Raw genomic sequence first — 25,521 nt, 5'->3', positions numbered from 1 at the left:
GTGGAAATATGTTTGTATGCCATTTGTTTCTTGCAGGAAGAAAACTTGCATCGCATCGAAAAGAAAGGTAAAATACCATTTAGTGTTTATTGTTATATGTACTTGAGAAAAGTTTCAAATAGAGGAAGTGTTATATAAAATGGGAAACGAATTTCGTGTGTGTGATGATTGTCAGGCAACGAATATCAAGACGTTAGTACCGCGTTTAAAGAAAATAGATGAATGTGCAGATATTCAAATTGGCTGTCAATCATATTGTGGTCCTGGTCGTAAAAAATCATTTGCATTTGTAAATAACCGTCCAGTTGCAGCGCCAAATGAAGATGAGTTAATTGAAAAAATTGAAGCAAAGTTAAACAAGTAAAAAGATACGATGTCGTATCTTTTTTTGTTTTATGAAACGGAAAAAAGTTTTATATAACAAAATTAGCGGTTGACAAATTTTAGTTTGCGTTTGTAGAATAAAAAGGACGATATTGAGAATCATTATCAAAAATCAAGTTCATTCTTGGTTTTCTTTTTTTGTCCCTTAATGAGAATGAGTTTCATTTTCTTGTTATACATATTGAAAGTTAGGATGTTGTAGATGGAAGTGAGTATGAGAAAGGTTTATGAAGAAGAATCGGTAGACATAAAAGAGATAAAAAGCCGTCCGCTTATCGCCTTGACGATTTTAATCGTTGGAACTGTTTTATTAGCTTTAAGTATGGCAGTTTCTATTTCATTTGGTGCCGCTAATATTAGCTTGAAAACAGTATGGCAAGTGGTATTTCAGTTTGACGCATCTACTACATATCATAGTGTCATTCAAGAATTGCGTCTTCCAAGGGCAATTGGAGGAGCAGCTGTAGGGGCATTTTTAGCAGTATCTGGTGCAATTATGCAAGGGATGACGAGAAATCCACTTGCATCTCCATCACTTATGGGGATTACAGATGGAGCGGTATTCGGCATCGCCATCATGTTTGCATTCTTCCCAAACTCGCCATATTTAATGTTTGTAATTGCTTCTTTTATCGGTGCAGCATTTGGTGCAAGTATTGTATATGGAATTGGAGCAGCGTCTCCGGGCGGATTAACACCAATTAAACTAGCGTTATCTGGAGCAGCAATTAGTGCCTTACTAGGTGCAATTTCATCTGGGATTGCCTTATATTTTAATCTAGCGCAAGAAGTTAGTATGTGGCATGCAGGCGGCGTTGCTGGCGTGAAAGGGACGAGTTTAAACATGTTACTTCCAGTTGGTCTTGTTTGCCTTATTATTGCGATTATGCTAGCGAGATACATTACGATTTTAAGTTTTGGCGAAGAAATTGCCATTGGTCTTGGACAAAATACGAAGCTCATTAAGTTTATTGGAACAATTCTTGTACTTGTGCTAACAGGTAGTGCGGTTTCTATAGCTGGGTCTGTTGGATTTGTTGGTCTTGTTATTCCGCATTTAACACGTTTTCTTGTAGGATCAGATTATCGCTGGATAATCCCGTGTTCTGCCGTTTTAGGTGGATTACTTATTGAGTGTGCAGATATGATTTCACGTATTATTAATCCGCCGTTTGAAACGCCGATTGGAGCTGTAACAGCGATGGTTGGTGTACCATTCTTCCTCTACTTAGCACGTAAAGAAGGGAGAGGGAAAATGTGAGACAAGGAATATTAACGAGAAAAAACATCTCAATTTTATCTAGTATTGGTTTGTTAATTTGCGTCGTATTTTTAATTAGCTTAAATACGGGTACGTTCAAAATTTCACCAGTTGGGGTGTTGAAAACGCTCGTTGGTCTTGGAGCAGAAGATCAAACAACGATTTTATTTGATTTTCGGATGCCACGAATGATTGTCGCTCTTTTAGTCGGATCAGCTTTAGCAGTATCCGGTGCAATTATGCAGGGGTTATCACGAAATCCACTTGCCGATCCAGGAATTATTGGTATTAATGCTGGATCGGGATTGTCGGTTGTAATCTTCGTTTATTTCTTCTTTGGGAAAGTGACGATGACCTCGTTTTTATCTGTATTCATTCTGCCGTTTTTTGCTTTAGTTGGTGCAATAGTAGCGGCAGGCATCATCTATGCACTTGCTTGGAAAGATGGTGTTTCGCCGGTTCGTTTAATTCTCGTTGGGATTGCAGTAGCAGCTGGGTTCGGTGCGGTGAGTTTAGTATTCTCGATGAAAATGACAGCGAATGATTTCCGTTTTGCTACGATTTGGTTATCGGGAAGCTTATGGGGGACAGATTGGAAGTTCGTATTAAGTGTGCTGCCATGGATGCTTATTTTCTTACCGATTGCTTTTATGAAAGCGCACGTTTTAAATGTAATGAATTTAGGAGATGCGGTGGCAACGGGTCTCGGTCTGAACGTAGAGAAAGAACGCCGTAAGCTATTATTTATCGCTGTTTGCTTAGCTGGTGCATCTGTTGCAGTTGCGGGGGGAATCAGTTTTATTGGATTAATAGCACCGCATCTTGCCCGCCGTTTAGTAGGTGGAAAATATCAAATTATGCTGCCAACTGCTGCGTTAATTGGAACATTATTGCTATTGTTTTCCGATCTTCTTTCGCGCAGCTTACTTACAACATCAGAAATACCGGTAGGTCTTGTCATTTCGGTAATTGGCGCGCCGTATTTCATTTATTTACTTATAAAAACAAGATAAGGAGACGATCTGTATGCCATCTTTATCAGTTGAGTTGATATCTGTTGGATATAGTGAAAATTTAATTATTGATGGGTTGTCTGTTGAAATACCTGAAGGGAAAATTACGACCATCATTGGTCCAAATGGATGCGGGAAATCTACGCTCCTGAAAACAGCATCGCGTATTTTAAAAGCGAAACGGGGTACTGTTTATTTGGACGGAAAAGCAATTGAGAAACAGCCGACGAAGGAAATTGCAAAAAAGATGGCAATTTTGCCACAAACAGCAGAAGTGCCAACAGGTCTTACCGTACTTGAACTTGTTTCATATGGGCGTTTCCCACATCAAAAAGGGTTCGGTACGTTATCAGAAGAAGATTATCGTTACATTCGCTGGGCGCTTGATGTGACTGGTATGCAGGAATTTGTTAATCGTCCAGCAGAGGCGCTGTCAGGCGGACAACGTCAACGCGTTTGGATCGCAATGGCATTAGCACAAGGAACGGATTTACTTGTACTAGATGAGCCAACAACATACCTTGATATGGCACATCAACTTGAAGTGCTGAACTTATTAAAAAAGTTAAATGAAGAAGAAGGAAGAACAATAGTGATGGTTATTCACGATCTAAATCACGCTTCTCGTTTTTCTGATCATATGCTTGCATTAAAAGATGGGAAATTAATGAAACAAGGAACGCCAGATGAAGTCATGACATCTGAAACGCTCCGCGAAGTGTTTGAAATTGAAGCACAAATGGTTCCGTGTCCTGTTAATGGCAACCCAATTTGTCTGACTTATGACTTGATGACAAGTGCGTAAGCAGGTTTAAGTTTGTTCTAGCGGGGAAAAGTTTAATTTCTATAAATTTGTATAGATAGTTGTCTTTACTGAAAGAGCCCTTGTAGCACTTTTACTACAATGAATAAGGAGAGGGAAACATGAAGAAATTTAAAGCTACTCTACTAGTTTTCGTATTAGCGATTACTTCTATATTATTTGCGTCGTGTTCTTCTGATAAGAAAGAAGAAAAGAAAGCAGACGCAAAAAGTGAAGAGCGTGTTGTAAAACATGCAAAAGGAGAAATTAAAATTCCAGCAAATCCAAAGAAAATTGCTGACTTAAGTGGGTCAACAGAAGAGTTATTAATTTTAGGTATGAAGCCGGTTATTACGGCAAATACGACGCAAGAAAAAATTGATGCACATATTGAAGATAAATTAAAAGGTGTGAAACCAGTTGGTTCTGCTTGGGGAGATAAAATTAATATTGAAGCAGTAGCTGCTGCAAAACCAGATTTAATTTTAGTAAACAACCGTCAAGAAAAAATTTATGATCAGTTATCTAAGATTGCACCAACAGTCATGTTAAGTACTCCATTAGATCAATGGCGTCCGAAGTTTGAAGAAGTAGGGAAAATCTTCGATAAAGAACAAGAAACAGCTGCATGGTTAAAGAAATACGATGAAAAAGCAAGTAATTTACATGATAAAATCACTGCGAAAACTGATAATGCAAAATTCATGGTAATGGCTGTATATCCGAATGCATTCCGTGTGTATGGTGACTATGGATACGGCAGTATGCTATTTAAAGATTTAAAATTGCCAGCAGTTAATGGTACACCAGTAGATAAGCCGTTAGTACAGTTACAAAAAGAGGCATTAATTAATTACAATCCAGACTTCTTATTTGTATTCACAACAGGTGATGGTGCGCAGCGTCTAAAAGAATTTCAAGAAGAAACCATCTGGAAGAATATGAACGCTGTAAAAAATAACCGCGTGTATACGATTAAAAACGAAGATTTAAATAAAGGATACTTCCCACTTGGTAAAGAGATGTTATTAGACGAACTATCTACGTTTATTTTAGGAAAATAATAATGATAGAGAAAATCACCTTCGTTTTTTGGATGGTGATTTTCTTTTTATGCAGGAATATACAGTCTTTCATTTCTTTCTGTTTCGCCTTTCGTTTATAATAGGAATAAGAACGTATAATGGAGGGCGGTGAATTTTAATGGCATATGTAAGTGATAAATTAAATGAAACGAAAGTGTTTAAAGACCCAGTGCATAAATATGTGCATGTACGCGATCGCGTAATTTGGGATTTAATCGGAACGAAAGAGTTTCAACGTCTGCGTCGCATTAAGCAGCTAGGGACGACATTTTTTACCTTTCACGGTGCGGAGCATAGTCGCTTTACTCATTCACTAGGTGTCTATGAAATTATTCGCCGCATGATTGATGATGTGTTTGATGGAAGACCAGATTGGAATGCCGAAGATCGTTTGTTGTGCTTATGTGCAGCACTTCTTCACGATGTAGGACACGGTCCTTTTTCGCATTCATTTGAAAAAGTCTTTGAACTAAACCATGAAAAATTTACACAAGCAATTATAGTCGGTGATACAGAAATTCATGAGGTGTTAAGCCGCGTTGATCGTGAGTTTCCGCAAAAAGTAGCGGATGTCATTGCAAAAACGTCTACTAATAAATTAGCGATTAGTATGATTTCTAGCCAAATTGACGCAGATCGCATGGACTATTTATTACGAGATGCGTATTTCACAGGTGTGAAATATGGAAACTTTGATATGGAACGGATATTACGGGTAATGCGTCCATTTAATAATCAAGTTGTGATTAAATATAGCGGTATGCATGCTGTTGAGCATTATATTATGAGCCGTTATCAAATGTACTGGCAAGTGTATTTTCATCCAGTCACGCGCAGTGCTGAAGTGATTTTAACGAAAATTTTGCACCGCGCGAAAGCGTTGCATGAACAGTACTATACATTTAAATATCACCCCGTTCATTTCTATTCTTTATTTGAAGGAGAAGTAACAGTAGAGGATTATTTAAAGTTAGACGAGAATGTCATGTATTATTACTTCCAAGTATGGCAAGAAGAAGAGGATGCTATTTTAAGTGATTTATGCCGTCGTTTTATGAACCGTAACTTGTTCAAGTGCGTTGATTTTACGGAAAAGCACGGATTAAACAATTGGGTGGAATTAAATAGTTTATTTAAGAAGATTGGGCTTGATCCGGAATATTACTTAGTAGTAGATTCTACGTCGGATTTGCCGTATGACTTTTACCGTGCAGGTGAAGAGGAAGAACGCTTGCCAATTTTACTGCTTATGCCAAATGGAGAGTTGCGCGAATTGTCTCGTGAATCGGACATTGTAGAAGCAATTACAGGTAAGAAGCGAACAGATCAAAAGCTATTCTATCCGCATGATTTACTGTATGAAGATGGGAGAAAAGGAAAAATAAAAGAAAAAATTATTCGTTTATTAGAAGGAAAAGAGTAAGAGAAGCAGCACAGCTGCTTCTCTTATATCAATGATTACTCTTGATCGCTTAAGCGTTTTCCGCCAATTGCGTAATGATTTTTAGACATTTCTTCAATGAATACAACGATTTTTTCTTCTGGAGCACCAGTAGTTTCACTTACTGCAGCTGTTACTTTTTCAGCAAGGGCTTTCTTTTGCTCTTCTGTGCGGCCTTCTAACATTTTTACTGTTACGTATGGCATATGTATCGCTCCTTTTATGTAGATTACAGTACTATTATAACGGATTCTTGAAAAGAACAATCAGAAAATGAAGGATTTTTTGCTTAGATAATTAAGAAGGAGATGAAGTATGGATAATTTCTTTAGATACCCATTGCATGAGTTACCATTGTTAGCTCTTGCAGTTGCAATGGCACTCTCTGTACATGAGTTTGCACATGCATATGTTGCTTATAAATTTGGAGATTTAACGGCGAAGAATCAAGGGCGTTTAACAATATCGCCCCTTTCTCATATTGATCCAATCGGTGCACTCGCATTCTTATTTATTGGTTTTGGATGGGCTCGCCCTGTACCGGTAAACCCATATAACTTTAAGCGTCCGCGCCTTGCGGGAGTTTGTGTTTCGATTGCGGGGCCAATTAGTAATTTATTATTAGGGGCTTTTGGACTTGCTGCTTGGTATAGTTTGCTGAAATTTGGAGTTGTTGACGCGGTCCCAGTAGCGGTAGGAGAGACGCTATTTCAGTTCTTTCAAATCTTTATTGGGATTAATATTGTTCTGTTTGTTTTTAACTTGATACCAATTCCGCCACTAGATGGTTATCGTGTTTTGGAAGATTTAGCGCCAACCAGTATACGCGCGAAAATGACGCAATATGAAAAATACGGTGCAATCATTTTATTAATTCTTGTCATTACACCGTTAGATCGCTATACGATTCAACCAATATTTCAAGTTATCATTCCGCGAGTTTTAGGTATGTTGCATACTATAATTGGGCCATTATTTGGATTGTATTAGAAGGGGAGGCTTTTCTATGGCAGAGAAAAAGAAACAAATCGGTTTTAATATTATTAAAAATGACTCTACAGATGGACATGGTGGCTTTGGAGTCGGCGCATTAAGTCTTGAAAATATTTCTCCTGTTATTATTGATGTAACTGAAGGAACGGCAGTTGTGGATATCGGAGCAATGCATGCCCGCAGTGCTGTTGAAAAAGGAATTAAATTTTTAATCAATAAAGAAGAAGTACCAAATGCAAAACCCTACTGGCTCGTGTGGGTAACAATTGAGCGTACGGCAAATGGTGCGTATTATGCAGGTGTAACTGCATGTGAAATGACAGTAGACCGTGAAATTCGCCGCGGTTACAAATCTCTTCCTGAGCATGTAAATAAAATGGATAAATCATTAAAGCGTCACATCATGGTTGATCATATGGATGAGCCTTCTAAAAAAGTGCTCGGAACATTCTTGAAAGAGCATAATGAGGAGCTATGGAATTTTTCTAGTGAAAAATTACGTAGTGAATTGTTAGGAGAGTAATAGGTAGCCCCTTTCTTGTTGAAAGGGGCTTTTTATTTGTTTGAAAACATGTTTTTAATTGGATCGCGCAGGAAAATTATGGTATATGTCAAAAAAATATATAAATAGAAAATAAAGGGATGTAGGTGGGAATGTGAGAATGAGCGGAGAGTCTATTTTTGTAAAAAGTTTAGAAGAATGTGATGCGGAAGCTATGATGCATTTGGAATCGAAAAACCAAGATTTTTTTCAACTGTATACAGCGTTACGAGAGGATAATTTTTATACGTTAGAGGGTCAAAAGGAACGTATTAGAAAAGGGAATGAAAAGCAGGAGCTTGATGAGCAGTATTCATTTGGCATTTATCTAAACGAAACAGGAGAATTAATCGGGTCTGTTACATTGTTTGAAGTACTACGCGGTCCTTTGCAAAGCTGTTTTATTGGATATACCTTAGACAAACACCGTAATGGGAAGGGATATATGACGGAGGCTGTTAAGCTCGTCGTGTCTTACGCATTCGATGGGTTAAAGCTTCATCGGATTGAGGCGGGCGTTATGCCGCATAATATCGGATCAATAAAAGTTTTAGAGAAATCAGGCTTTCATAAAGAGGGAATTGCAAGGAAAAATGTAAAGATAAATGGAAAATGGGAAGACCATCAAGTATTAGCAATTGTAAATAATAAGGATGAATAGAAAGAAAAGGAGCGATAGAATACGCTCCCTTTTTCAGTCAATTTTCTTTACCACGGAAAATACTTCTTCCACCAGCTTTGTTTATTTTTGTCCTTCTCTTTTAGCACTGCCTCAAACTCATCTTTCTCATCAATATGATCCATGCAGTACTCTGTTGGTTCGGTCCCTTTTACAAAATACATTTTGACAGAAACAGGGCACCCTTTCGTGGCGATTTTCCCATTTTCAGGGTTAATGTTTAACGCGACTACATTGGCGGGTTTTTTAAAGCCTTGTTTTGGAGCTTCTTCTAACCCTTGCTCCATAATCGTTGCCCACATATTTTTTGCATAGACTTGCTCAGCTGGATTAGAGATTGTTTTTTGTTTATCATAGCCGACCCAAACACCTGTTACGAGATCTGGTGTAAAGCCAATCATCCAGCTATCTGTCTCGGTTGAACCGGACTTTCCGGCATACGTGCGAGATAACTTTGGAATAAGGTTTTGTCCAGTGACGGAGGCGTAGCTACTTAGCCTTTTATTAAACATGCCAGTCATCATTTCTTCCATTACAAAGGCATTGTTTTCATCAAGAATTTGTTTGTTTTCTAAATGAGCATCATATAAAATGTTGCCATCATGATCGACCACGCGCCGAATAAATGTTGGGTTTACTTGTTTGCCGCCGTTAGCAAGCATGCCATAAGCGTTTACCATTTCAAGAGGTTTTACAGGAGATGTTCCAAGCGCAAGCGATGGGACATCTTTTAATGAACTTGTAATTCCAAATTGCTTCGCTGTTTTTACGAGTGATTTTTCTCCTAAGAAAAGATGCGTTTTTACAGCGTATACGTTGTCGGAAACAGCTAGTGCTTGCATCATTGTAATGAAGTCATCGGCGTAATAGTTTTTATAATTGGTCGGATTATATTTTGAAACACCGTCGCCTAATGTGAACACAGTATGTTCGCTTTTTAGGCGGGTTGCTGGTGTAAAGCCTTGCTCAAGAGCGGCGTAATATAAAAAAGGTTTAAACGTAGAACCTGGTTGTCGGTACGCTTGAGTTACCCGGTTGAATTGGCTTTTTTTATAATCGCGTCCGCCGACAAGGGACATAACTTCGCCTGTTTTTGGATTCATGGATACAATAGCAGTTTCAATCTCCGTTGTACTTGGAATGGTTTCGTTTACTGCATGTTCGGCAATCTTTTGTAGCTTTGGATCTAGTGTTGTGTATACACGCAGGCCGCCGCGTGTTACCGTTTGCTCATCGAGACCAGCATCATTGATGAGAGAAGCTTGTACTGCATCTTGAAAGTAAGGTGCAACTTCTGCCACTTCTTCTTTTTCAAGCGGAGCGAAGCTGAGTTGTTCTTGTTTTGCTGCTACTGCTTCTTTTTTTGTGATGTATCCCTGTTCCACCATTTCATTTAAAATGAGAGCTTGTCTTTCTTTTGCCCTGTTTTTATGCAAATAGGGAGAATACAAACTTGGTCCTTTTGGAATACCTGCAAGCATACTTGCCTCCGCTAAGTTTAAATCTTTCGCATTTTTATGAAAATAAAGACGCGCCGCTGCCTCAATTCCATAGGCACCGTGCCCGTAGTAAATCGTGTTTAAATATCCTTGTAAAATATTGTTTTTATCGTAATTCACTTCTAGACGAACGGTGTACATTGCCTCTAATAGCTTTCTTTTCCATGTTTTATCGTGATCCAAATATAAATTACGTGCGTATTGCTGCGTAATTGTACTCGCACCTTGTACCTTTCCCATCGCTTTGATGTCGGCAATTATCGCCCCGCCTATGCGTTTTAAATCAAAGCCATGATGGTTATAAAAGTGCTGGTCTTCAATAGAAAGTGCCGCTTCTCTTACGTAAGGTGAAATATGATCGAGTGACACGTTATAGCGTTCCTGCGCCCCATGACTTTGCCCCATAACCGAGTCGTCATTTGCATAAAAGATAGTTGTTTGTGGAACTGCAACAGGTGGTGGTCCTAGAATTTTTGCAACAAGTAACACAATGAAAATAGTAAGAACAAAGAAAAGGACACATGATAGCAGTGCAGTAAGGAAAAAGCGCTTATATTTCGCTTGTTTTTCATTTGTTGTAAGTTCCATTTCTTTTGTCACCCCTCATAGCATACTTTTATCCCGCTATCTGTGGGCGGTAACCCCCCGCTTCCGCATTTCTAAAGAAAATAGGTAGGGGGGAACTACCCGTAAAATCCCGATTGGGCGGGCAAACCTTTCATAGTAAAATCATCCATGAAAGGAAGTTTCACTTTACTAGTATTGAGGTTTTGGGTTGTTTTTAAACCATATAAATCCATTTTGATTTTTCGAAATATAAGTCGCTGCTATGCACGGCCAGATGATCTCGTCCACCTAAAAAGAAAGTTATTTTCAGGTCGTTTTTTCAATTCGTATTTATATAAAAAAGAGCTTCTTATTAAGAAAGAAGCTCAAAGGCACGTGTAGGCCAGTCGGTAATGATGACATCAACGCTGTAATCTATCATCTTTTGTAAATCGTCGTATTCATTAATTGTATACGGGCGGAATATATATCCTTGTTGCTGGGCCGTTTGTACAAACTCTTTTGTGAGTAATTCGAAGTTTGGATGGAGGCCATTAGCCTGTCTTTTTGTTGCTTCAGCAATTGGATCTACGAGTGGTTTATCGTATAAAATCGCACGGGGAATCTCTGGTGCTAAAGCTGCAAGTAGAGCAACAGATTCATGGTTAAACGAAGAAAATACAATTTGATTAGCAAGATGAAATTCGCGAACAAGATCTACAACTTTCGCTTCTATACCAGGATAACGAATGACATCTGTTTTTAATTCAATATTTAATTGTAGTGTTGTTGTAGAAAGCCAAATAAGCACTTCGCGGAGCGTTGGGATTTTTGCCTCATGAAAAGAAGAATCCTTGTAACTACCAGCATCGAGTGTTTGTAATTGTTCGGCGGTTTGTTCACAGACAAGCCCTGTTCCATTAGTTGTTCGGTCCACAGTTTCGTCGTGAATAACAACAAGTTCGCCATCTTTTGATACGTGTACATCAAGCTCAATGCCGTGCGCACCAACACGCTCTGCTTCTTGAAAAGCAATCATTGTATTTTCGGGGTGTGTACTTCTCACACCGCGATGCGCAAAAATAAGTGGTTGTTTCATATGTAATAGGCTCTCCTTCTTATTTGTTTTAACTCAATTATGAAACTGAGTAATTTAAAAGACAACCTTTGTAGGAAAAATTTACAAAGGTGTAATAGTTGCATAAAAGTTAACGTTAACGTAAAATGTAATAATATTAGGAGGGATAGACGTGTATAAAATTGAGGAAGTAACTAAACAAACTGGTTTAACAAAGCGGACTCTTCGTTATTATGAGGAAATTGGTTTAATTCATCCACCAGAGCGCAGCGAAGGAAATATTCGCTTATATACAGACGAAGACGTGGAGAGAATTAAAAAAATTGTAGAAGCGAAAGAAGTATTAGGGATTACGCTTCAAGAAATGCAGTATTTCTTATCACTTAAAGAACGGATGGAGCAAAGAAAAAATAGTGAAAATCCGCGTGATCGAGAAGTCATTCAAGAAATAGCAAATATGCTGGCGAATCAAATCGAGACACTAGACAAGAAAATGTTACAAATGAAGCGTGTAAAAGAAGAATTAGAACATAGCCTGGAAAGAGCAACGAAGTTTTTAGAAAGAGGAGAATGATTCATATGGAGAGTAAACAACGATTTGGAAGGCTTATTACAGTTGTCGCTACGTTTCTTGCCTTTTCAGGCATTGGAGTAGTCGATCCGATTTTGCCAATCATTGCAGAGAAGATTGGGGCAACACATTGGCAAGTAGAAATGTTATTTACAGCTTATATTTTAACGATGGCCATTATGATGCTGCCAGCTGGTCTTCTTGCGGCACGGTTTGGTGATAAGCGTATGATGACAATCGGTCTTGCGATTGTAACAGTATTTGCATGTATTTGCGGGTTATCACAAACCATTGCACAGTTATCTATTTTTCGTGCTGGCTGGGGTTTAGGAAATGCGATGTTTTTTGCAACGGCGATGACATTATTAATTGCGCTGAGCAAAGAGGTGCATGAAGCGGTTGGGTTGTATGAGGCCGCGATTGGTTTAGGTATGGCGGGAGGTCCGTTGTTAGGTGGTTTATTAGGTGGGTATTCTTGGCGTTATCCGTTTTTTGCGACAAGTGTTTTAATTGCTTTAGCATTTATTCTCGTTTTCTTTTTTGTAAAAGAACCAGAGCGCAAAGTGAAGCGTCAATCAGCTGGATTGAAAGAATTAATTAACTTAGTGAAATATAAACCTTTCATACAAGGTGCCATTTCTGGGATGTTATATTACTATGCTTTCTTTGTTGTTTTGGCGTATTCACCGCTTATTTTACATTTATCTGCTATTCAGCTTGGATTCGTCTTTTGCGGATGGGGTCTTGCGTTAGCGTATGGTTCTGCTAAACTTGCGCATCGATTAGAAGAGAAATATGAGCCGAAAATGTTATTGCGTTATAGTTTACTCGTATTTGCTGGCTTTTTAATTTTATTATTCTTCGTACATGTAATGTGGTTACAAATTGTACTTATCGTTTTATCAGGATTAGCGTCTGGTCTTAATAATGCATTATTTACAAGTTATGTAATGGATATTTCACCTTATGAAAGATCTATCACGTCTGGTGTATATAACTTTGTTCGTTGGTTAGGCGGAGCGATTGCACCAATTCTATCTGGAATTCTTGGTCACGTGATTTCACCACAAAGTCCGTTTTTAGTAGGAGGAATTGTGGCGCTAGTTGGCTGTGTAATGATTTGTATACCAGTTCGTGAAAATGTAAAAAATGATAGCAAAACCCTTTCCTAGGAAAGGGTTTTCTGACTGTTTTATACATAATTGACTAAATATACGAACAAAAACAATTTGTTTCAAATATATTTACGGTATTTTTATATTTTTAACTATACATTTTATATGTTTTGTTTTATTTTTGTTAGGGGACATTAATGGTGTATCCACATTATAAATTGCAATGAAAGGCGTGATCGCACAATGGAACTATGGTTCACGGAAAAACAAACAAAGCATTTTGGAATTACAGCGCGTATTAACCGCACTTTACATACGGAGCAAACAGAATTTCAAAAGCTTGATATGGTTGAAACAGAAGAATTCGGTAACATGCTTATTTTAGATGGCATGGTTATGACAACGCAAAAGGATGAGTTCGTATATCACGAAATGGTAGCGCACGTACCATTATTTACACATCCAAACCCTGAAAACGTTTTAGTTGTTGGTGGCGGTGATGGCGGTGTTATTCGTGAAGTATTAAAACACCCAAGCGTGAAAAAAGCGACACTTGTTGAGATTGATGGAAAAGTAATCGAATACTCTAAAAAGTACTTACCAGAAATTGCTGGTGAATTAGAAAACCCACGCGTAGATGTAAAAGTAGGCGATGGCTTTATGCATATCGCTGAAAGTGAAAATGAGTATGATGTAATTATGGTTGATTCTACAGAGCCAGTAGGTCCAGCTGTAAACTTATTTACAAAAGGATTCTATGCTGGAATCTCTAAAGCGTTAAAAGAAGACGGTATTTTCGTAGCGCAAACGGACAACCCTTGGTTTACACCGGAATTAATCTCAAACGTGTTTAAAGACGTAAAAGAAATCTTCCCGATTACGCGTCTATACACAGCTAACATTCCAACATACCCAAGTGGACTTTGGACATTCACAATCGGATCTAAGAAGTATGATCCGTTAGAAGTAAGTGAAGAGCGTTTCCACGAAATCGAGACGAAGTATTACACAAAAGAACTTCATAAAGCAGCATTTGCATTACCGAAATTCGTTGGGGATTTGATTAAGTAAGAAAAGCGGAAGCGGCTTGCTCAGAATGGAAGGGGGATGGAGCTCCTGACAGAGAGGCGTTTTTTTGCCTCGGAGGAAGGCGCGAAGCCACCAAGCATTCTAGCCGCTGGAGCTAGACAGTAAGAAAAGCGGAGCCGACTGTTTAGGCCTGCTGGCTAAGGGTCTTTCCCGCAGAAGGAGTTTCGTCCTTCGCGCAGGGAAGGACGTGGTAAATCGATAAAGAGGAGCCAATAGCTCCAAATTTGAGACAAAATGAAAGGTTGGGATACCTTAAGTTCCAGATAGGAGGAAAAGAATATGCGTTTTGATGAAGCTTATTCAGGTAAAGTATTTATTAAAAGTCATCCAAGTTTTGAAGATGCTGAAGTAGTTATTTACGGGATGCCAATGGATTGGACAGTAAGTTATCGTCCTGGCTCTCGTTTTGGCCCAGCACGTATTCGTGAAGTATCAATTGGATTAGAAGAATATAGTCCATATTTAGATCGTGAACTAGAGGAAGTTAAATATTTTGATGCGGGTGATATTCCGCTTCCTTTCGGTAATGCACAGCGTAGCTTAGACATGATCGAAGAATATGTAACAAAACTATTAGATGCGGGTAAGTTTCCGCTAGGTCTTGGTGGTGAGCACTTAGTGTCTTGGCCAATTTTTAAGGCAATGGCCAAAAAATATCCAGATTTAGCGATCATCCATATGGATGCTCATACAGATTTACGTGAATCTTATGAAGGTGAGCCTTTATCTCACTCTACACCAATTCGTAAAGTGTGCGATTTAATTGGCCCAGAAAACGTATATTCTTTCGGGATTCGTTCTGGTATGAAAGAAGAATTCGAGTGGGTAAAAGAAGTTGGTATGAACTTATACAAATTTGATGTATTAGAACCATTAAAGAAAGTATTGCCAACACTTGCAGGACGCCCAGTCTATGTCACAATTGACATTGACGTATTAGACCCAGCTCATGCTCCTGGTACAGGAACGTTAGAAGCTGGTGGTATTACATCAAAAGAACTATTAGATTCCATTGTTGCAATTGCAAATTCAAATATAAACGTAGTTGGAGCAGACTTAGTAGAAGTAGCTCCTATATATGATCACAGTGATCAAACACCAATCGCAGCAAGTAAATTTGTGCGCGAAATGTTACTTGGATGGGTGCAGAAATAAAAGCGAAGCCGACTGTTTAGGCCTGGTGGCTAAGGTTCTTTCTCGCAAAAAGTGCTTTTTACTTTTTGGCGGGGAAGGTTCTTAGACGCGAGGGCCTAGGAGGCGTAGCTAGATAAAATAAAAGCGAAGGCTATTTCGAATGAATTCGAAATAGCCTTTTTTATGTCGCTTTTTCATCGGAACATATATTCAGTACCTTTTCTTACAATGATGTAAGGAAAGTGTAAGGAAAATCGATAGTGACTATCTTATATAAATTTTATACTGAAGATAATAATAAGGAATTATTACGTAAGAGGTGAAAAGCTTTATGCGTACAATATTGAAAGTTGTAGTGGTAGTTGCTATTTTATGCGGGGCAGGAGCCTTTTATTTACAATCAAAAACAGAAGGTTTGCAAGCCTTTGTAGATAACTTTTTTTCAAACAAGGAAGTAAAGGCATGTTATGCTGTCTCAAATCAAGGTGAAAAAAAAGGAGATTCGTATTTGTATGCTTTTACTGCTTATGATAGAGAAGGAAATAAGCAAGTTGTGAAAAAAATGATAAATCGTGAATTGCGCCATGGAGAATATTTGAAAATCTATGCAAAAGGAAGCCAAGGTCAAGGATGGGCTGAATTGCGGGAGAATGAAGTGCCAACAAATGTGCTAGAAAAATTGAAGAAATAGTGGAAAACTGAGTTTGCAAAGAACTTGGTTTTCTATTTTTCACATGGATAATCGTAATATCGTGATTATGAGTGGGGATTTTCTTTTTTCTGCCAATTTAGAAAGCAAATTGTATAAATTGTTTTTGGAAATACAGCTTTCAGCAGACAGACACCACTGTTTTTTGATATGATAGAAAGAGTGTTTTATTTTTAGGAAAACTTCAGTAGCTTGTCTGGAATAGGTGAAGAAGAATGCCGAATATTCTAGACACTGGAGCTAGACAAATGCTATATCTATAACATTTTGAAAGGTGTGCAAGACGTGGAGAAGCAACAACTTGCAGGCTTACCAGTACAAGTTCACTTTGTAACAGAAATTCGTGAGGGAGTGCGAAAGGAAACTATTGCTTTTGATATAAATGGTCTATACTATGTAAAAGGTCAAAGTACATATGTAACGTTTCAAGAGCCGAACGAACAAGGCGAAGTGAAGACAATTATTAAAATCCAAGATGATCAAGTTCTCATTATGCGTTCCGGTGCTGTTTCGATGCGCCAAACTCATAAAAAAGGTGAGTGGACAACAGGAACGTATACAAGTGAGCTTGGAACGTTTGCATTGCAAACGAAAACAGATAACGTCCTTTTTAAATGGTCGGAAGAAAAGAAAAAGGGACAACTCTTTCTAACGTATGCATTGCTTCTAAGTGAACAAGAAGCAGGCCGATATACAATTACCATTAATCTTAAGGAGGCACAATAATGAACTCTTTAGAACAAGTAAAAGAACTCATTAAAGAGGAAATTAAGGAGGCTGTAGTAAAAGCAGAATTAGCGACAGAAGAACAAATTACAAACGTTATATTAGAAACGCCAAAAGATAAAACACACGGTGATTTCTCTACAAACACGGCGATGCAACTTGCACGTGTAGCGAAAAAAGCACCTCGTATGATTGCAGAAGAATTAATTGCAAACTTTGATAAAGCAAAAGCTTCTATTGAAAAAATCGAAATTGCTGGTCCTGGTTTCATTAACTTCTACATGGATAACAGTTATTTAACAGATTTAATCCCTGCAATTATTACAGCCGGCGAAGCTTATGGTGAAACAAACACAGGTAAAAGTGAAAAAGTACAAGTTGAGTTCGTTTCTGCAAATCCAACAGGTGACCTTCACTTAGGTCATGCACGCGGCGCGGCAGTTGGTGATACGCTATGTAACGTATTAGCAAAAGCAGGTTACGATGTATCTCGTGAATATTATATTAACGATGCAGGTAATCAAATTCATAACTTAGCGCTTTCTGTTGAAGCTCGTTACATGCAAGCGTTAGGTTTAGAAAAAGAAATGCCAGAAGACGGGTACCATGGTGCTGATATTATCGGAATTGGTAAGCGTCTTGCAGAAGAATTCGGCGATCGTTACGTGCAAGCAGACGCAGAAGAAAGCTATGAGTTCTATCGTCAGTACGGTTTAAAATATGAACTAGAAAAGCTTCAAAAGGACTTAGGAAGCTTCCGTGTAAATTTTGATGTTTGGTATTCTGAAACATCATTATATAAAAACGGTAAAATTGATGAAGCTCTTGCAGTATTAAAAGAGCGCGGTGAAGTGTTTGAAGAAGAGGGCGCAACATGGTTCCGTTCTACAACTTACGGTGATGATAAAAACCGCGTATTAATTAAAAACGATGGGTCTTACACATACTTAACGCCAGATATTGCATATCACCGTGATAAATTAGAGCGCGGTTTTGATAAATTAATTAACATTTGGGGCGCTGACCACCACGGTTACATTCCTCGTATGAAAGCAGCAATTCAAGCGCTTGGATACGATAAAGATACATTAGAAGTAGAAATCATTCAAATGGTACAACTGTACCAAAACGGTGAAAAAGTAAAAATGAGTAAACGTACAGGTAAAGCTGTTACACTTCGTGAGCTTATGGAAGAAGTGGGCGTGGATGCAATGCGTTACTTCTTTGCAATGCGCAGCGGTGACTCTCATTTAGACTTTGATATGGACTTAGCGGTATCAAAATCAAATGAAAACCCTGTATACTATGCTCAATACGCACATGCACGCGTATGCAGTATTCTTCGCCAAGGTGAAGAACTTGGATTAGCTGCAGGCGGCGATGTGAACTACAAATTAGTTGCTTCAGAGAAAGAAGTAGACTTATTAAAGAAATTGGGTGAATTCCCAGCAGCAGTTGCAGAAGCAGCACAAAAGCGCCTACCACACCGTATTACAAGCTATGCATTTGATTTAGCAGCAGCACTTCATAGCTTCTACAATGCAGAAAAAGTATTAAACCAGGATAACTTAGAATTAAGCAAAGCTCGTTACGATTTAATGCGTGCAGTACGCATTACACTTCAAAATGCATTAGCATTAGTTGGAGTATCTGCACCAGAAAAGATGTAATGAAGAATATATCTATTTTATTTAGAAGTGATATAAAAATATCTGATCAGTCTATAGACTGATCAGATATTAAAAATAAGAAATTTGGAAGGTCATGAAGAAATATCGCATATACAGTTTGATGTTGGAAAATTATCCCTAAGAAATCGTTTTCGGTTTTTTGTTCTAAATATATATGTGTCAAAAATGTGTAATATTATTGACGTAAAAAATAGAAAATATTGCTTTTTTGTAATTACTTTAGAATAATAGGCTTGAGAAATAATTTCTGTTTAGGGGGAGGAATGACCTGATTGTTATAAATTATGTTTCACATATTTAAAATAATACTTCATCTAACCAAGTGTCTAAACGATTAGCAAGTAACTTTGAACACGTTTAACCTAATCAATTAACTAGGGAATTATGTGTCTCAAATATAAAATTTTAAAAATGACATAAGAACCCTCTTTCTGTTTAGGTAAGCGAGGGTAGTTAATCATGCATAAATGGTGGTCAATACTTTTTCTTGCTACATGTAAGGGTGAGAATAAAGGTAGAAAGCGCGAATGCAACTCATGTTTTATTCTGCATAATAACGAATTATATGTTGATAAATCAAAATGAATTTATATAGTACGTGCGGTACAATTTAATTTTTCATAATTTGATAAGGGTAATGAAAGGATATAAATCTTTCAATTTCGATATTACCATTAATCATTAAGATATGTCAATATCTCGATTCTTAGATTTAATTCCTCTTTAGAAAAATTATTGTATATAATTTTACTTTCATTCTTCGACATAAAAACCAGTAGGCGAAGACCTTTTTTGTAATACACATTTATATACTCCAAAAATGAAAATACTGACTGATGTATTTCTGCATAATGCATATAAATTTGGTTGGCAATTACGCTTTTTTACTACCTCAAGTTTGTACTGTATTCAGATTTGGAGAATATGATTATTTATCCGTATAGATGAATAATAAAAACTTCGTCCGGAGCGTTTTTAATCATATAGCGCTGAGGTTAAAATACTTCTTGTTTTTCTTACCAGTTTGTTTCGGCGTGTAGGTCAGTTTTGTATCTCTAAATTTAGCATATGACTGATTTCACTTCGATTCATGGTCACAGAAAACTTATCTTCAATGACATTCTTTAGAATACGAGTATACTAGCACGCTTCAAAGCTGTTTTTTTCGACTTGTGTCATACGCCGTACTTCTTGTTCTTCATTTGGAGAATCATTAAGTAAGGTGGCTAGATGCATATTTATTGCGAAATGGCTCGTCCATATTGCCCACATTAGAGTTTTTACGTACTTAGCATTTTGCGATGGATATGAAGAAGTTTTGCAATCTCTACCACATAATACTCTTACATAACAAGGCGAATGGTTGCCATAGATCCTTTTAAAATTTGTTCTTGTTAAATAGTACAAATCAATAATTTAACTGTTTAGATATATTAGGAAAAATTAGATGAGTTTATATAGAAGTAACATTTTGAGTTTCGAATTAATAGAAGGGGTGAGGAAAGAGACGAAGATTATAATGGCTATTCAACATATGTAAATAAAATAGCTCAATGACATTGAGTAATAGAATTTTTGTTATAGCCTCTTCACCCCGAAAATTACCTATATTGCAATTAAGAGGGGGGTAACATAAAGCGTGTATTTAAAAAGAATCACTTCAATTTTTTCAATTATAATGATTTTTATGTTTACTATAGGTCAGAGTTTAATGCCCATAATAGTAAATGCACAAGAGTTAAATACAGTAGGATTTGTGGATAGTTTTACGATTAAGCAAAATCTACAGAGCGGGGAACAGACGAAAGTAACTATAAACTTCAGTGAAAAAAATGGATTTAGGCTGAAGTCCGGAGACACACTAACATTAACGCTGCCTCCAGAATTAACAGGATTAAATACAACTTTTAATTTAAATGATTATGGTACTTGTACAGTCACTAATGGTACTGTGGTATGTACATTTAATGATAAAGTGAGTGAATATCAAAATATTAAAGGGTATTTAAACTTTAGAGTGCAAGCTGATAATGTAGGAACGGACCAAAAGAAAGAGATTGAAACAAATTTTGGTACAACTGTAGCTAAGCAAGCTATAACAATTACCGGTCCAACTAGTGGTGGTACAGATCCTGGAGAGAGACCGTTTTTTTATAAAACTGGTGATATGAACTCAGGTAATGATAATGAAGTGCGTTGGTTTTTGAATATAAACTTAAACAGAGAAAAATTAAAGACTGATATTACTGTGACTGATAATTTACAAGAAGGCCAAACGCTTAATAAAGATAGTTTCTATATAATCGTTGATGATGGAATTGATCGGAAAAGTATATCATTCCAAGATTTTCAAGCTAATTATGGGACGATTACGTTTACTGGTGATACCTCATTTAAGGTTGTAATTCCGAAAGATAAAGCGAATGGTAACTCATTTTCGATTGGTTATACATCTACTATAACAGAAGCTGGAAAGAAACAAGATTTCTTTAAGAATGATTATCAAATTGATTACCAAGTAGCAGACAAACAGCCAGTTTCTGACTCGGGTACTTATCCAGTCGAAAATATGTCAGCTGGTGGTGGAGCTAGCGGAGATGTACCTTCAAAAGGAACACTAAAAATTGTTAAGCACCTTGAAGGAAGTGAAGAAAAGGTAATACCGAATGTTTCATTTAATTTGTATAAAGATTCAGGCGAAAAAGTTGGAGGTCAATATACAACAGATGAAAAAGGTATTATCGAAATCAAGGATTTAACACCAGGAAAATATTATGTGCAAGAAGTTTCAGCTCCAAATTATATTGATTTTGATCCGCAGGCAAAAGTAGAGTTTGAAGTAAAATCAGATGCTGTAAATGGCATTAAATTACCGATTTCGAATAGAGTGAAAACTACATCCATTACAGGGATGAAGACGTGGAAAGACGACAATCAAAATCGCCCGAAAACAATCAAAGTCGACTTATATCAAAATGAAAAAGTGGTTGACACGAAAGAGGTAAGTGAAGCAACGGGTTGGAAATATGAATTTGAAAATTTAACAGCCTACGATACAGACGGTAAAGAATATAAGTATGAAGTGAAAGAACAACCGGTGGCAGGATATGAATCAAAAGTGAATGGTTATGACATTACGAATACAAAAGTAGGAAAGACATCCGTTGCAGGAACGAAGACGTGGAAAGGTGGCACAGAGGAAGAGCATAAAGCCATCAAAGTCGACTTGCTACAAAACGGTCAAGTGATTGACACGAAAGAAGTAAGTGAAGCAACAAATTGGATGTACAAGTTTGATAATCTGCAAGCTTATGATGTGAATGGAGTAGCATATAAGTATGAAGTGAAAGAAAAACCAGTACCAGGATATGAATCCAAAGTAGATGGTTTTAACATCACGAATACAAAAGTAGGAGAAGTAAACGTAGAAGGAACGAAAACGTGGAATGACGGTAACGCGACAGATCGTCCAAGCTCAGTTAAGGTAGACTTATACCAAAATGATACGTTCCTACTTACGCAATATGTGACAGCAGCAAATGATTGGAAGTATACATTTGCAGATTTAGCAGCTTATGATGCAAATGGAAAAGCCTATAAGTATGAAGTGAAAGAACAACCGGTGGCAGGATATGAATCAAAAGTGAATGGTTATGACATCACGAATACAAAAGTAGGCGAAACAAAAGTAGAAGGAATGAAGACATGGAAAGACGATAATGCGAAAGATCGTCCGAAAATGATCAAAGTAGACTTACTACAAAACAATAAAGTAGTAGATACAAAAGAAGTAACAGCGGCAACAGATTGGAAGTACACATTTGAAAAACTACAAGCCTACGATGCAAATGGAGTAGCGTACAAGTATATAGTGAAAGAGCAGCCAGTAGATGGCTACAAAACAGAAGTAAGAGGTTATGACATTACGAATACAAAAGTAGGCGAAACAAAAGTAGAAGGAACGAAGACATGGAAAGACGATAATGCAAAAGATCGTCCGAAAATGATCAAAGTAGACTTACTACAAAACGGCACAGTAATCGCAACACAAGAAGTAACAGCTGAAAAAGGCTGGAAGTATGAATTCAAAGATTTAGCAGTATATGATGTAGACGGCAAAGCATATAAGTATGAAGTAAAAGAGCAGCCAGTAGATGGCTACAAAACAGAAGTAAAAGGTTATGACATTACAAATACAAAGATTCCGGAATGGACAGATGAAGATCCCAAAGATCCATCCAAGGGTCCAAACATAGATCCGAAAGATCCGAACACAAATAGCGATATAAAAGTTCCATCCAATAAAGAAAACGATAAAACGACAGTATTACTTCCTAAAACGGGAGGAACACCAGCGGAGATGATTTCAATTGTTGGAGGTATGATATTGTTCGTTTTAGGGGGAATGTTATTCGCTCGTCAACGAATGAAACAATAAAAAGCTTTGGAGTATTATAGATGGCCCCTTTAGGGAATCATTCAAGAAACTTCATGGATAGGTGAAGAAAAGAATGAAACCTAAAGGGTTTTTTATTCTAAAGATATTTGTCAATAATGTGTCATAGTAATAACGTAAAAGTAGGAAAATCCTCGTTAGTTTTTCCTTGTTTGTTTTGGTGTGTAGGGTGATTTGTAATGAAGGATTAATTCTATCCTGATTCACGGTAACAAAAAGCGTATCCTCAAAATTATCCTTTAGAATACAAATATTCCAGCACGTTTTACAGCTATAACGTCCTTTAGCGGTTATGCTGCATTCAATTATAAACATTACTTCTTGCTTTTTTAGGAGATCCGTATCAGAGTCGGTTGAAGTAGCTTCGCACTCCTAACAGCATAATAAGACGACTAACTGTCACGTGTTTTATCATGGTTGTTTATCTACTACCTTTGTATTTGTGATATGAAATCATTCCCATATATTCATCGGTATCCTTATCTATTCTTGTTAAACAATATAGAACAGAATATTTGAGGCCTACATACATCGAGAAAACTAGGTGGATCAGACCCCCGTGGATGGAAGTGTTACTTTATCTAAGCGATAGAAGGACTGAAAAAGAGGGATAATATTTATTGAGAATTAAGTAAAGCATCCCAATGACATTGAATAATAGAACCATTGTTATAGTTTGTTTGTATCGGACTGTATCTATATTTAGAATTTACAGGAGGGAACACATGCATTTAAAAAGAGCAACTTCGATTTTTTCAATTATAATGATTTTTATGTTTACTATAGGTCAGAGTTTACTGCCTATAATAGCTAATGCACAAGAGTTAAGTACAACAGGATTTGTAGATAGTTTTACGATTGATAAAACAAATCTAAAATATGGAGAACAGACTAAACTAAATGTAACTTTTAGTGATAAATCTGGAAATAAGATGAAGGCTGGAGACACACTAACATTAACACTGCCTCCGGAATTACAAGGGTATAACGCAACGATTTCATTAAATGATGGACAAGGTAATAATTTTGGTACTTGTCAAGTAAGTGCAAGTAATGTGGTATGTACATTTAATGATATGGTGGAGAAATTTCACAATATTAAAGGGTATTTTAATTTTACGGTTCAAGCTACTAATGTAGGGACGGACCAAAAGAAAGATGTTGAAACAAATTTAGGTACAACTTTAAATAAGCAAACTGTAACGATTGCTGGTCCAACCAGTAGTGGTACAGGCTCTGATCCGTTTTTCTACAAAACTGGTGATATTCAAACAAATAACACTGATGAAGTGCGTTGGTTCTTGAATATAAACCTAAACAAAGAATATTTAGGTAGTGATATTCTTGTGTCTGATAGTTTACAAGAAGGTCAAACACTTAATAAAGATAGTTTCAGGATAACTATTGAGAATAGTAGCATCGGCCGTACAGCCTTATCACTGCAAGAATTTGAAGCTAAAGGTTATGGAAGGATTGAGGTTACTAGTCCTACCTCATTTAAAGTTGGGATTTATAGGGATAAAGCACATGCTACCTTATTTGAGATTTATTATACAACTGCTATAACGGAAAGCGGAAAGAGCCAAGAGTTTTTTAAGAATGATTATAAGATTAATTATCAAGTTCTATACAAACAACCGGTTTCTGAGTCGGGTAGTGCCGAAGTCAATAATATAACATCTGGCGGTGGTGCTCAAGGTGATTTACCTCCTAAAGGAACGTTAAGGATTGTTAAGCATCTTGAAGGAGATGAAGAAAAAGTAATACCGAATGTCTCATTTAAATTGTATAAAGAGTCAGGTGAACAACTTGGAGATGGATATAAAACAGATGAAAAAGGCATAATCGAAATTAAGGATTTACCACCAGGTAAATATTATGTGCAAGAGGTTTCGGCTCCAAAATATATTGATTTCGATTCTCAGAAAAAAATAGAGTTTGAAGTGAAAGCAGATACTAAAGATGGAATTAAACTATCAATTTCAAATAAAGTGAAGACTACATCTGTTACAGGAACAAAGACTTGGAACGATAACAACGCATCAGAACGTCCAAGTACAATCAAAGTCGACTTACTACAAAACGGTCAAGTAGTTGACACGAAGGACGTAACAGAAGCAACCAATTGGAAGTACACGTTTGATAATTTACAGGCGTACGATGCAGACGGCAAAGCATATAAGTACGAAGTAAAAGAACAAGCAGTAGATGGATATAAATCAGAAGTGAATGGTTATGACATTACGAATACAAAAGTTGGTCAAACAAAAGTAGAAGGAACGAAGACGTGGAAAGACGATAATGCGAAAGAACGTCCAAGCAAAATCAAAGTCGACTTACTACAAAACGGTCAAGTAGTTGACACGAAGGACGTAACAGAAGCAACCAATTGGAAGTACACGTTTGATAATTTACAGGCGTACGATGCAGACGGCAAAGCATATAAGTACGAAGTAAAAGAACAAGAAGTAGTAGGATATAAATCAGAAGTCAATGGTTATAACATTACAAATACAAAAGTGGGTCAAATAAAAGTAGAAGGAACAAAAACATGGAAAGACGACAACGCGGCAGCTCGTCCGAATACAATTAAAGTAGATTTACTACAAAATGGTACAGTGATTCAAACACAGGACGTAACAGAAGCAACCAATTGGAGGTACACGTTTGATAATCTCCAAGCGTACGATGCAGACGGCAAAGCATAT

21 protein-coding genes are annotated in these 25,521 nt (G+C 37.2%); 18 read left to right on the top strand and 3 right to left on the bottom strand.

Going from position 1 to position 25,521, the window contains the following annotated elements:
* Positions 1-139: 139 nt before the first annotated feature.
* The 6 genes from PLX19_RS19340 (at position 140) to PLX19_RS19315 (ending at position 5,968) form a co-directional block, all read left to right on the top strand.
* Positions 140-364 (top strand): DUF1450 domain-containing protein, encoded by a 225-nt coding sequence (locus PLX19_RS19340; protein ID WP_272190413.1) that lies wholly within the window; start codon positions 140-142, stop codon positions 362-364.
* A gap of 222 nt (positions 365-586) precedes the next feature.
* Entirely contained in the window at positions 587-1,645 is a 1,059-nt protein-coding gene (locus PLX19_RS19335) for a FecCD family ABC transporter permease (RefSeq protein ID WP_272190412.1), read from the top strand.
* On the top strand, positions 1,642-2,658 hold the full coding sequence (locus tag PLX19_RS19330) for a FecCD family ABC transporter permease (RefSeq protein ID WP_272190411.1): 1,017 nt from the start codon (positions 1,642-1,644) through the stop codon (positions 2,656-2,658). The genes PLX19_RS19335 and PLX19_RS19330 overlap by 4 nt, the downstream gene beginning before the upstream one ends.
* 13 nt (positions 2,659-2,671) lie before the next feature.
* Entirely contained in the window at positions 2,672-3,463 is a 792-nt protein-coding gene (locus PLX19_RS19325; RefSeq protein WP_272190410.1) for an ABC transporter ATP-binding protein, read from the top strand.
* Positions 3,464-3,582: 119 nt separating this feature from the next.
* Positions 3,583-4,524 carry an ABC transporter substrate-binding protein gene (locus tag PLX19_RS19320; RefSeq protein WP_272190409.1) on the top strand — a complete coding sequence of 314 codons (942 nt, stop codon included), beginning with the start codon at positions 3,583-3,585 and terminating at the stop codon, positions 4,522-4,524.
* Between the two features lie 139 nt (positions 4,525-4,663).
* Positions 4,664-5,968 (top strand): HD domain-containing protein, encoded by a 1,305-nt coding sequence (locus PLX19_RS19315; protein ID WP_272190408.1) that lies wholly within the window; start codon positions 4,664-4,666, stop codon positions 5,966-5,968.
* Positions 5,969-6,003: 35 nt separating this feature from the next.
* Here the strand turns inward: PLX19_RS19315 and PLX19_RS19310 are convergent, their stop codons facing one another.
* A complete protein-coding gene (locus tag PLX19_RS19310; protein ID WP_035434058.1) occupies positions 6,004-6,192 on the bottom strand; it encodes a 2-hydroxymuconate tautomerase in 189 nt (62 codons plus the stop codon).
* Positions 6,193-6,301: 109 nt separating this feature from the next.
* Between PLX19_RS19310 and PLX19_RS19305 the strand changes: the two genes are divergently transcribed.
* The 3 genes from PLX19_RS19305 to PLX19_RS19295 all read left to right on the top strand — a co-directional run bounded on the left by PLX19_RS19305 (position 6,302) and on the right by PLX19_RS19295 (position 8,181).
* Positions 6,302-6,976, top strand: a complete 675-nt coding sequence (locus PLX19_RS19305) for a site-2 protease family protein (protein ID WP_272190407.1) — start codon at positions 6,302-6,304, stop codon at positions 6,974-6,976.
* Between the two features lie 16 nt (positions 6,977-6,992).
* Positions 6,993-7,502, top strand: coding sequence for a YwhD family protein (locus tag PLX19_RS19300; RefSeq protein ID WP_272190406.1), 510 nt, complete (start codon positions 6,993-6,995; stop codon positions 7,500-7,502).
* A gap of 139 nt (positions 7,503-7,641) precedes the next feature.
* Positions 7,642-8,181, top strand: coding sequence for a GNAT family N-acetyltransferase (locus PLX19_RS19295; protein ID WP_272190405.1), 540 nt, complete (start codon positions 7,642-7,644; stop codon positions 8,179-8,181).
* 47 nt (positions 8,182-8,228) lie between these two features.
* Here the strand turns inward: PLX19_RS19295 and PLX19_RS19290 are convergent, their stop codons facing one another.
* Together PLX19_RS19290 and PLX19_RS19285 are read right to left on the bottom strand one after the other, a co-directional pair.
* Positions 8,229-10,286, bottom strand: coding sequence for a transglycosylase domain-containing protein (locus PLX19_RS19290; protein WP_272190404.1), 2,058 nt, complete (start codon positions 10,284-10,286; stop codon positions 8,229-8,231).
* Between the two features lie 331 nt (positions 10,287-10,617).
* Entirely contained in the window at positions 10,618-11,343 is a 726-nt protein-coding gene (locus PLX19_RS19285; protein WP_272190403.1) for a glycerophosphodiester phosphodiesterase, read from the bottom strand.
* A 151-nt stretch (positions 11,344-11,494) separates the two neighbouring features.
* Here PLX19_RS19285 and PLX19_RS19280 point away from each other — a divergent pair, with 151 nt between their 5' ends.
* From PLX19_RS19280 to PLX19_RS19240, 9 genes are all read left to right on the top strand, one after another.
* Positions 11,495-11,896, top strand: a complete 402-nt coding sequence (locus tag PLX19_RS19280) for a MerR family transcriptional regulator (protein WP_272190402.1) — start codon at positions 11,495-11,497, stop codon at positions 11,894-11,896.
* Positions 11,897-11,901: 5 nt separating this feature from the next.
* A complete protein-coding gene (locus tag PLX19_RS19275; protein WP_272190401.1) occupies positions 11,902-13,065 on the top strand; it encodes an MFS transporter in 1,164 nt (387 codons plus the stop codon).
* Between the two features lie 186 nt (positions 13,066-13,251).
* Positions 13,252-14,079 (top strand): polyamine aminopropyltransferase, encoded by an 828-nt coding sequence (gene speE / locus PLX19_RS19270; protein WP_272190400.1) that lies wholly within the window; start codon positions 13,252-13,254, stop codon positions 14,077-14,079.
* Between the two features lie 297 nt (positions 14,080-14,376).
* Positions 14,377-15,252 carry an agmatinase gene (gene speB, locus PLX19_RS19265; protein ID WP_272190399.1) on the top strand — a complete coding sequence of 292 codons (876 nt, stop codon included), beginning with the start codon at positions 14,377-14,379 and terminating at the stop codon, positions 15,250-15,252.
* 310 nt (positions 15,253-15,562) lie between these two features.
* A complete protein-coding gene (locus PLX19_RS19260) occupies positions 15,563-15,922 on the top strand; it encodes a YxeA family protein (protein ID WP_272190396.1) in 360 nt (119 codons plus the stop codon).
* Positions 15,923-16,207: 285 nt separating this feature from the next.
* The gene (locus tag PLX19_RS19255) at positions 16,208-16,666 is read left to right on the top strand and encodes a DUF1934 domain-containing protein (RefSeq protein WP_272190395.1); all 459 of its coding nucleotides are present in this window, start codon (positions 16,208-16,210) and stop codon (positions 16,664-16,666) included.
* Entirely contained in the window at positions 16,666-18,336 is a 1,671-nt protein-coding gene (gene argS / locus PLX19_RS19250; RefSeq protein WP_272190394.1) for an arginine--tRNA ligase, read from the top strand. The genes PLX19_RS19255 and argS overlap by 1 nt, the downstream gene beginning before the upstream one ends.
* A gap of 1,732 nt (positions 18,337-20,068) precedes the next feature.
* The gene (locus PLX19_RS19245) at positions 20,069-22,795 is read left to right on the top strand and encodes a Cna B-type domain-containing protein (RefSeq protein WP_272190393.1); all 2,727 of its coding nucleotides are present in this window, start codon (positions 20,069-20,071) and stop codon (positions 22,793-22,795) included.
* A 743-nt stretch (positions 22,796-23,538) separates the two neighbouring features.
* The coding region (locus PLX19_RS19240) for a Cna B-type domain-containing protein (RefSeq protein ID WP_272190392.1) at positions 23,539-25,521 on the top strand (1,983 nt) is incomplete at its 3' end.

Source organism: Bacillus sp. BP-3, from assembly GCF_028401955.1.
Taxonomy (GTDB): Bacteria; Bacillota; Bacilli; order Bacillales; family Bacillaceae_G; genus Bacillus_A.
The sequence above is the reverse complement of the archived record's forward strand: the minus strand, read 5'-3'. Positions and strand labels throughout refer to the sequence as shown.

Excerpts from the sequence above, each read along its gene's own strand:
- PLX19_RS19340 (WP_272190413.1), top strand. The coding sequence starts at position 140 with ATGGGAAACGAATTTCGTGTGTGTGATGATTGTCAGGCAACGAATATC.
- PLX19_RS19335 (WP_272190412.1), top strand. The coding sequence starts at position 587 with ATGGAAGTGAGTATGAGAAAGGTTTATGAAGAAGAATCGGTAGACATA.
- PLX19_RS19325 (WP_272190410.1), top strand. The coding sequence starts at position 2,672 with ATGCCATCTTTATCAGTTGAGTTGATATCTGTTGGATATAGTGAAAAT.
- PLX19_RS19320 (WP_272190409.1), top strand. The coding sequence starts at position 3,583 with ATGAAGAAATTTAAAGCTACTCTACTAGTTTTCGTATTAGCGATTACT.
- PLX19_RS19315 (WP_272190408.1), top strand. The coding sequence starts at position 4,664 with ATGGCATATGTAAGTGATAAATTAAATGAAACGAAAGTGTTTAAAGAC.
- PLX19_RS19310 (WP_035434058.1), bottom strand. The coding sequence starts at position 6,192 with ATGCCATACGTAACAGTAAAAATGTTAGAAGGCCGCACAGAAGAGCAA.
- PLX19_RS19305 (WP_272190407.1), top strand. The coding sequence starts at position 6,302 with ATGGATAATTTCTTTAGATACCCATTGCATGAGTTACCATTGTTAGCT.
- PLX19_RS19300 (WP_272190406.1), top strand. The coding sequence starts at position 6,993 with ATGGCAGAGAAAAAGAAACAAATCGGTTTTAATATTATTAAAAATGAC.
- PLX19_RS19295 (WP_272190405.1), top strand. The coding sequence starts at position 7,642 with ATGAGCGGAGAGTCTATTTTTGTAAAAAGTTTAGAAGAATGTGATGCG.
- PLX19_RS19290 (WP_272190404.1), bottom strand. The coding sequence starts at position 10,286 with ATGGAACTTACAACAAATGAAAAACAAGCGAAATATAAGCGCTTTTTC.
- PLX19_RS19285 (WP_272190403.1), bottom strand. The coding sequence starts at position 11,343 with ATGAAACAACCACTTATTTTTGCGCATCGCGGTGTGAGAAGTACACAC.
- PLX19_RS19275 (WP_272190401.1), top strand. The coding sequence starts at position 11,902 with ATGGAGAGTAAACAACGATTTGGAAGGCTTATTACAGTTGTCGCTACG.
- speE (WP_272190400.1), top strand. The coding sequence starts at position 13,252 with ATGGAACTATGGTTCACGGAAAAACAAACAAAGCATTTTGGAATTACA.
- speB (WP_272190399.1), top strand. The coding sequence starts at position 14,377 with ATGCGTTTTGATGAAGCTTATTCAGGTAAAGTATTTATTAAAAGTCAT.
- PLX19_RS19260 (WP_272190396.1), top strand. The coding sequence starts at position 15,563 with ATGCGTACAATATTGAAAGTTGTAGTGGTAGTTGCTATTTTATGCGGG.
- argS (WP_272190394.1), top strand. The coding sequence starts at position 16,666 with ATGAACTCTTTAGAACAAGTAAAAGAACTCATTAAAGAGGAAATTAAG.
- PLX19_RS19245 (WP_272190393.1), top strand. The coding sequence starts at position 20,069 with ATGCCCATAATAGTAAATGCACAAGAGTTAAATACAGTAGGATTTGTG.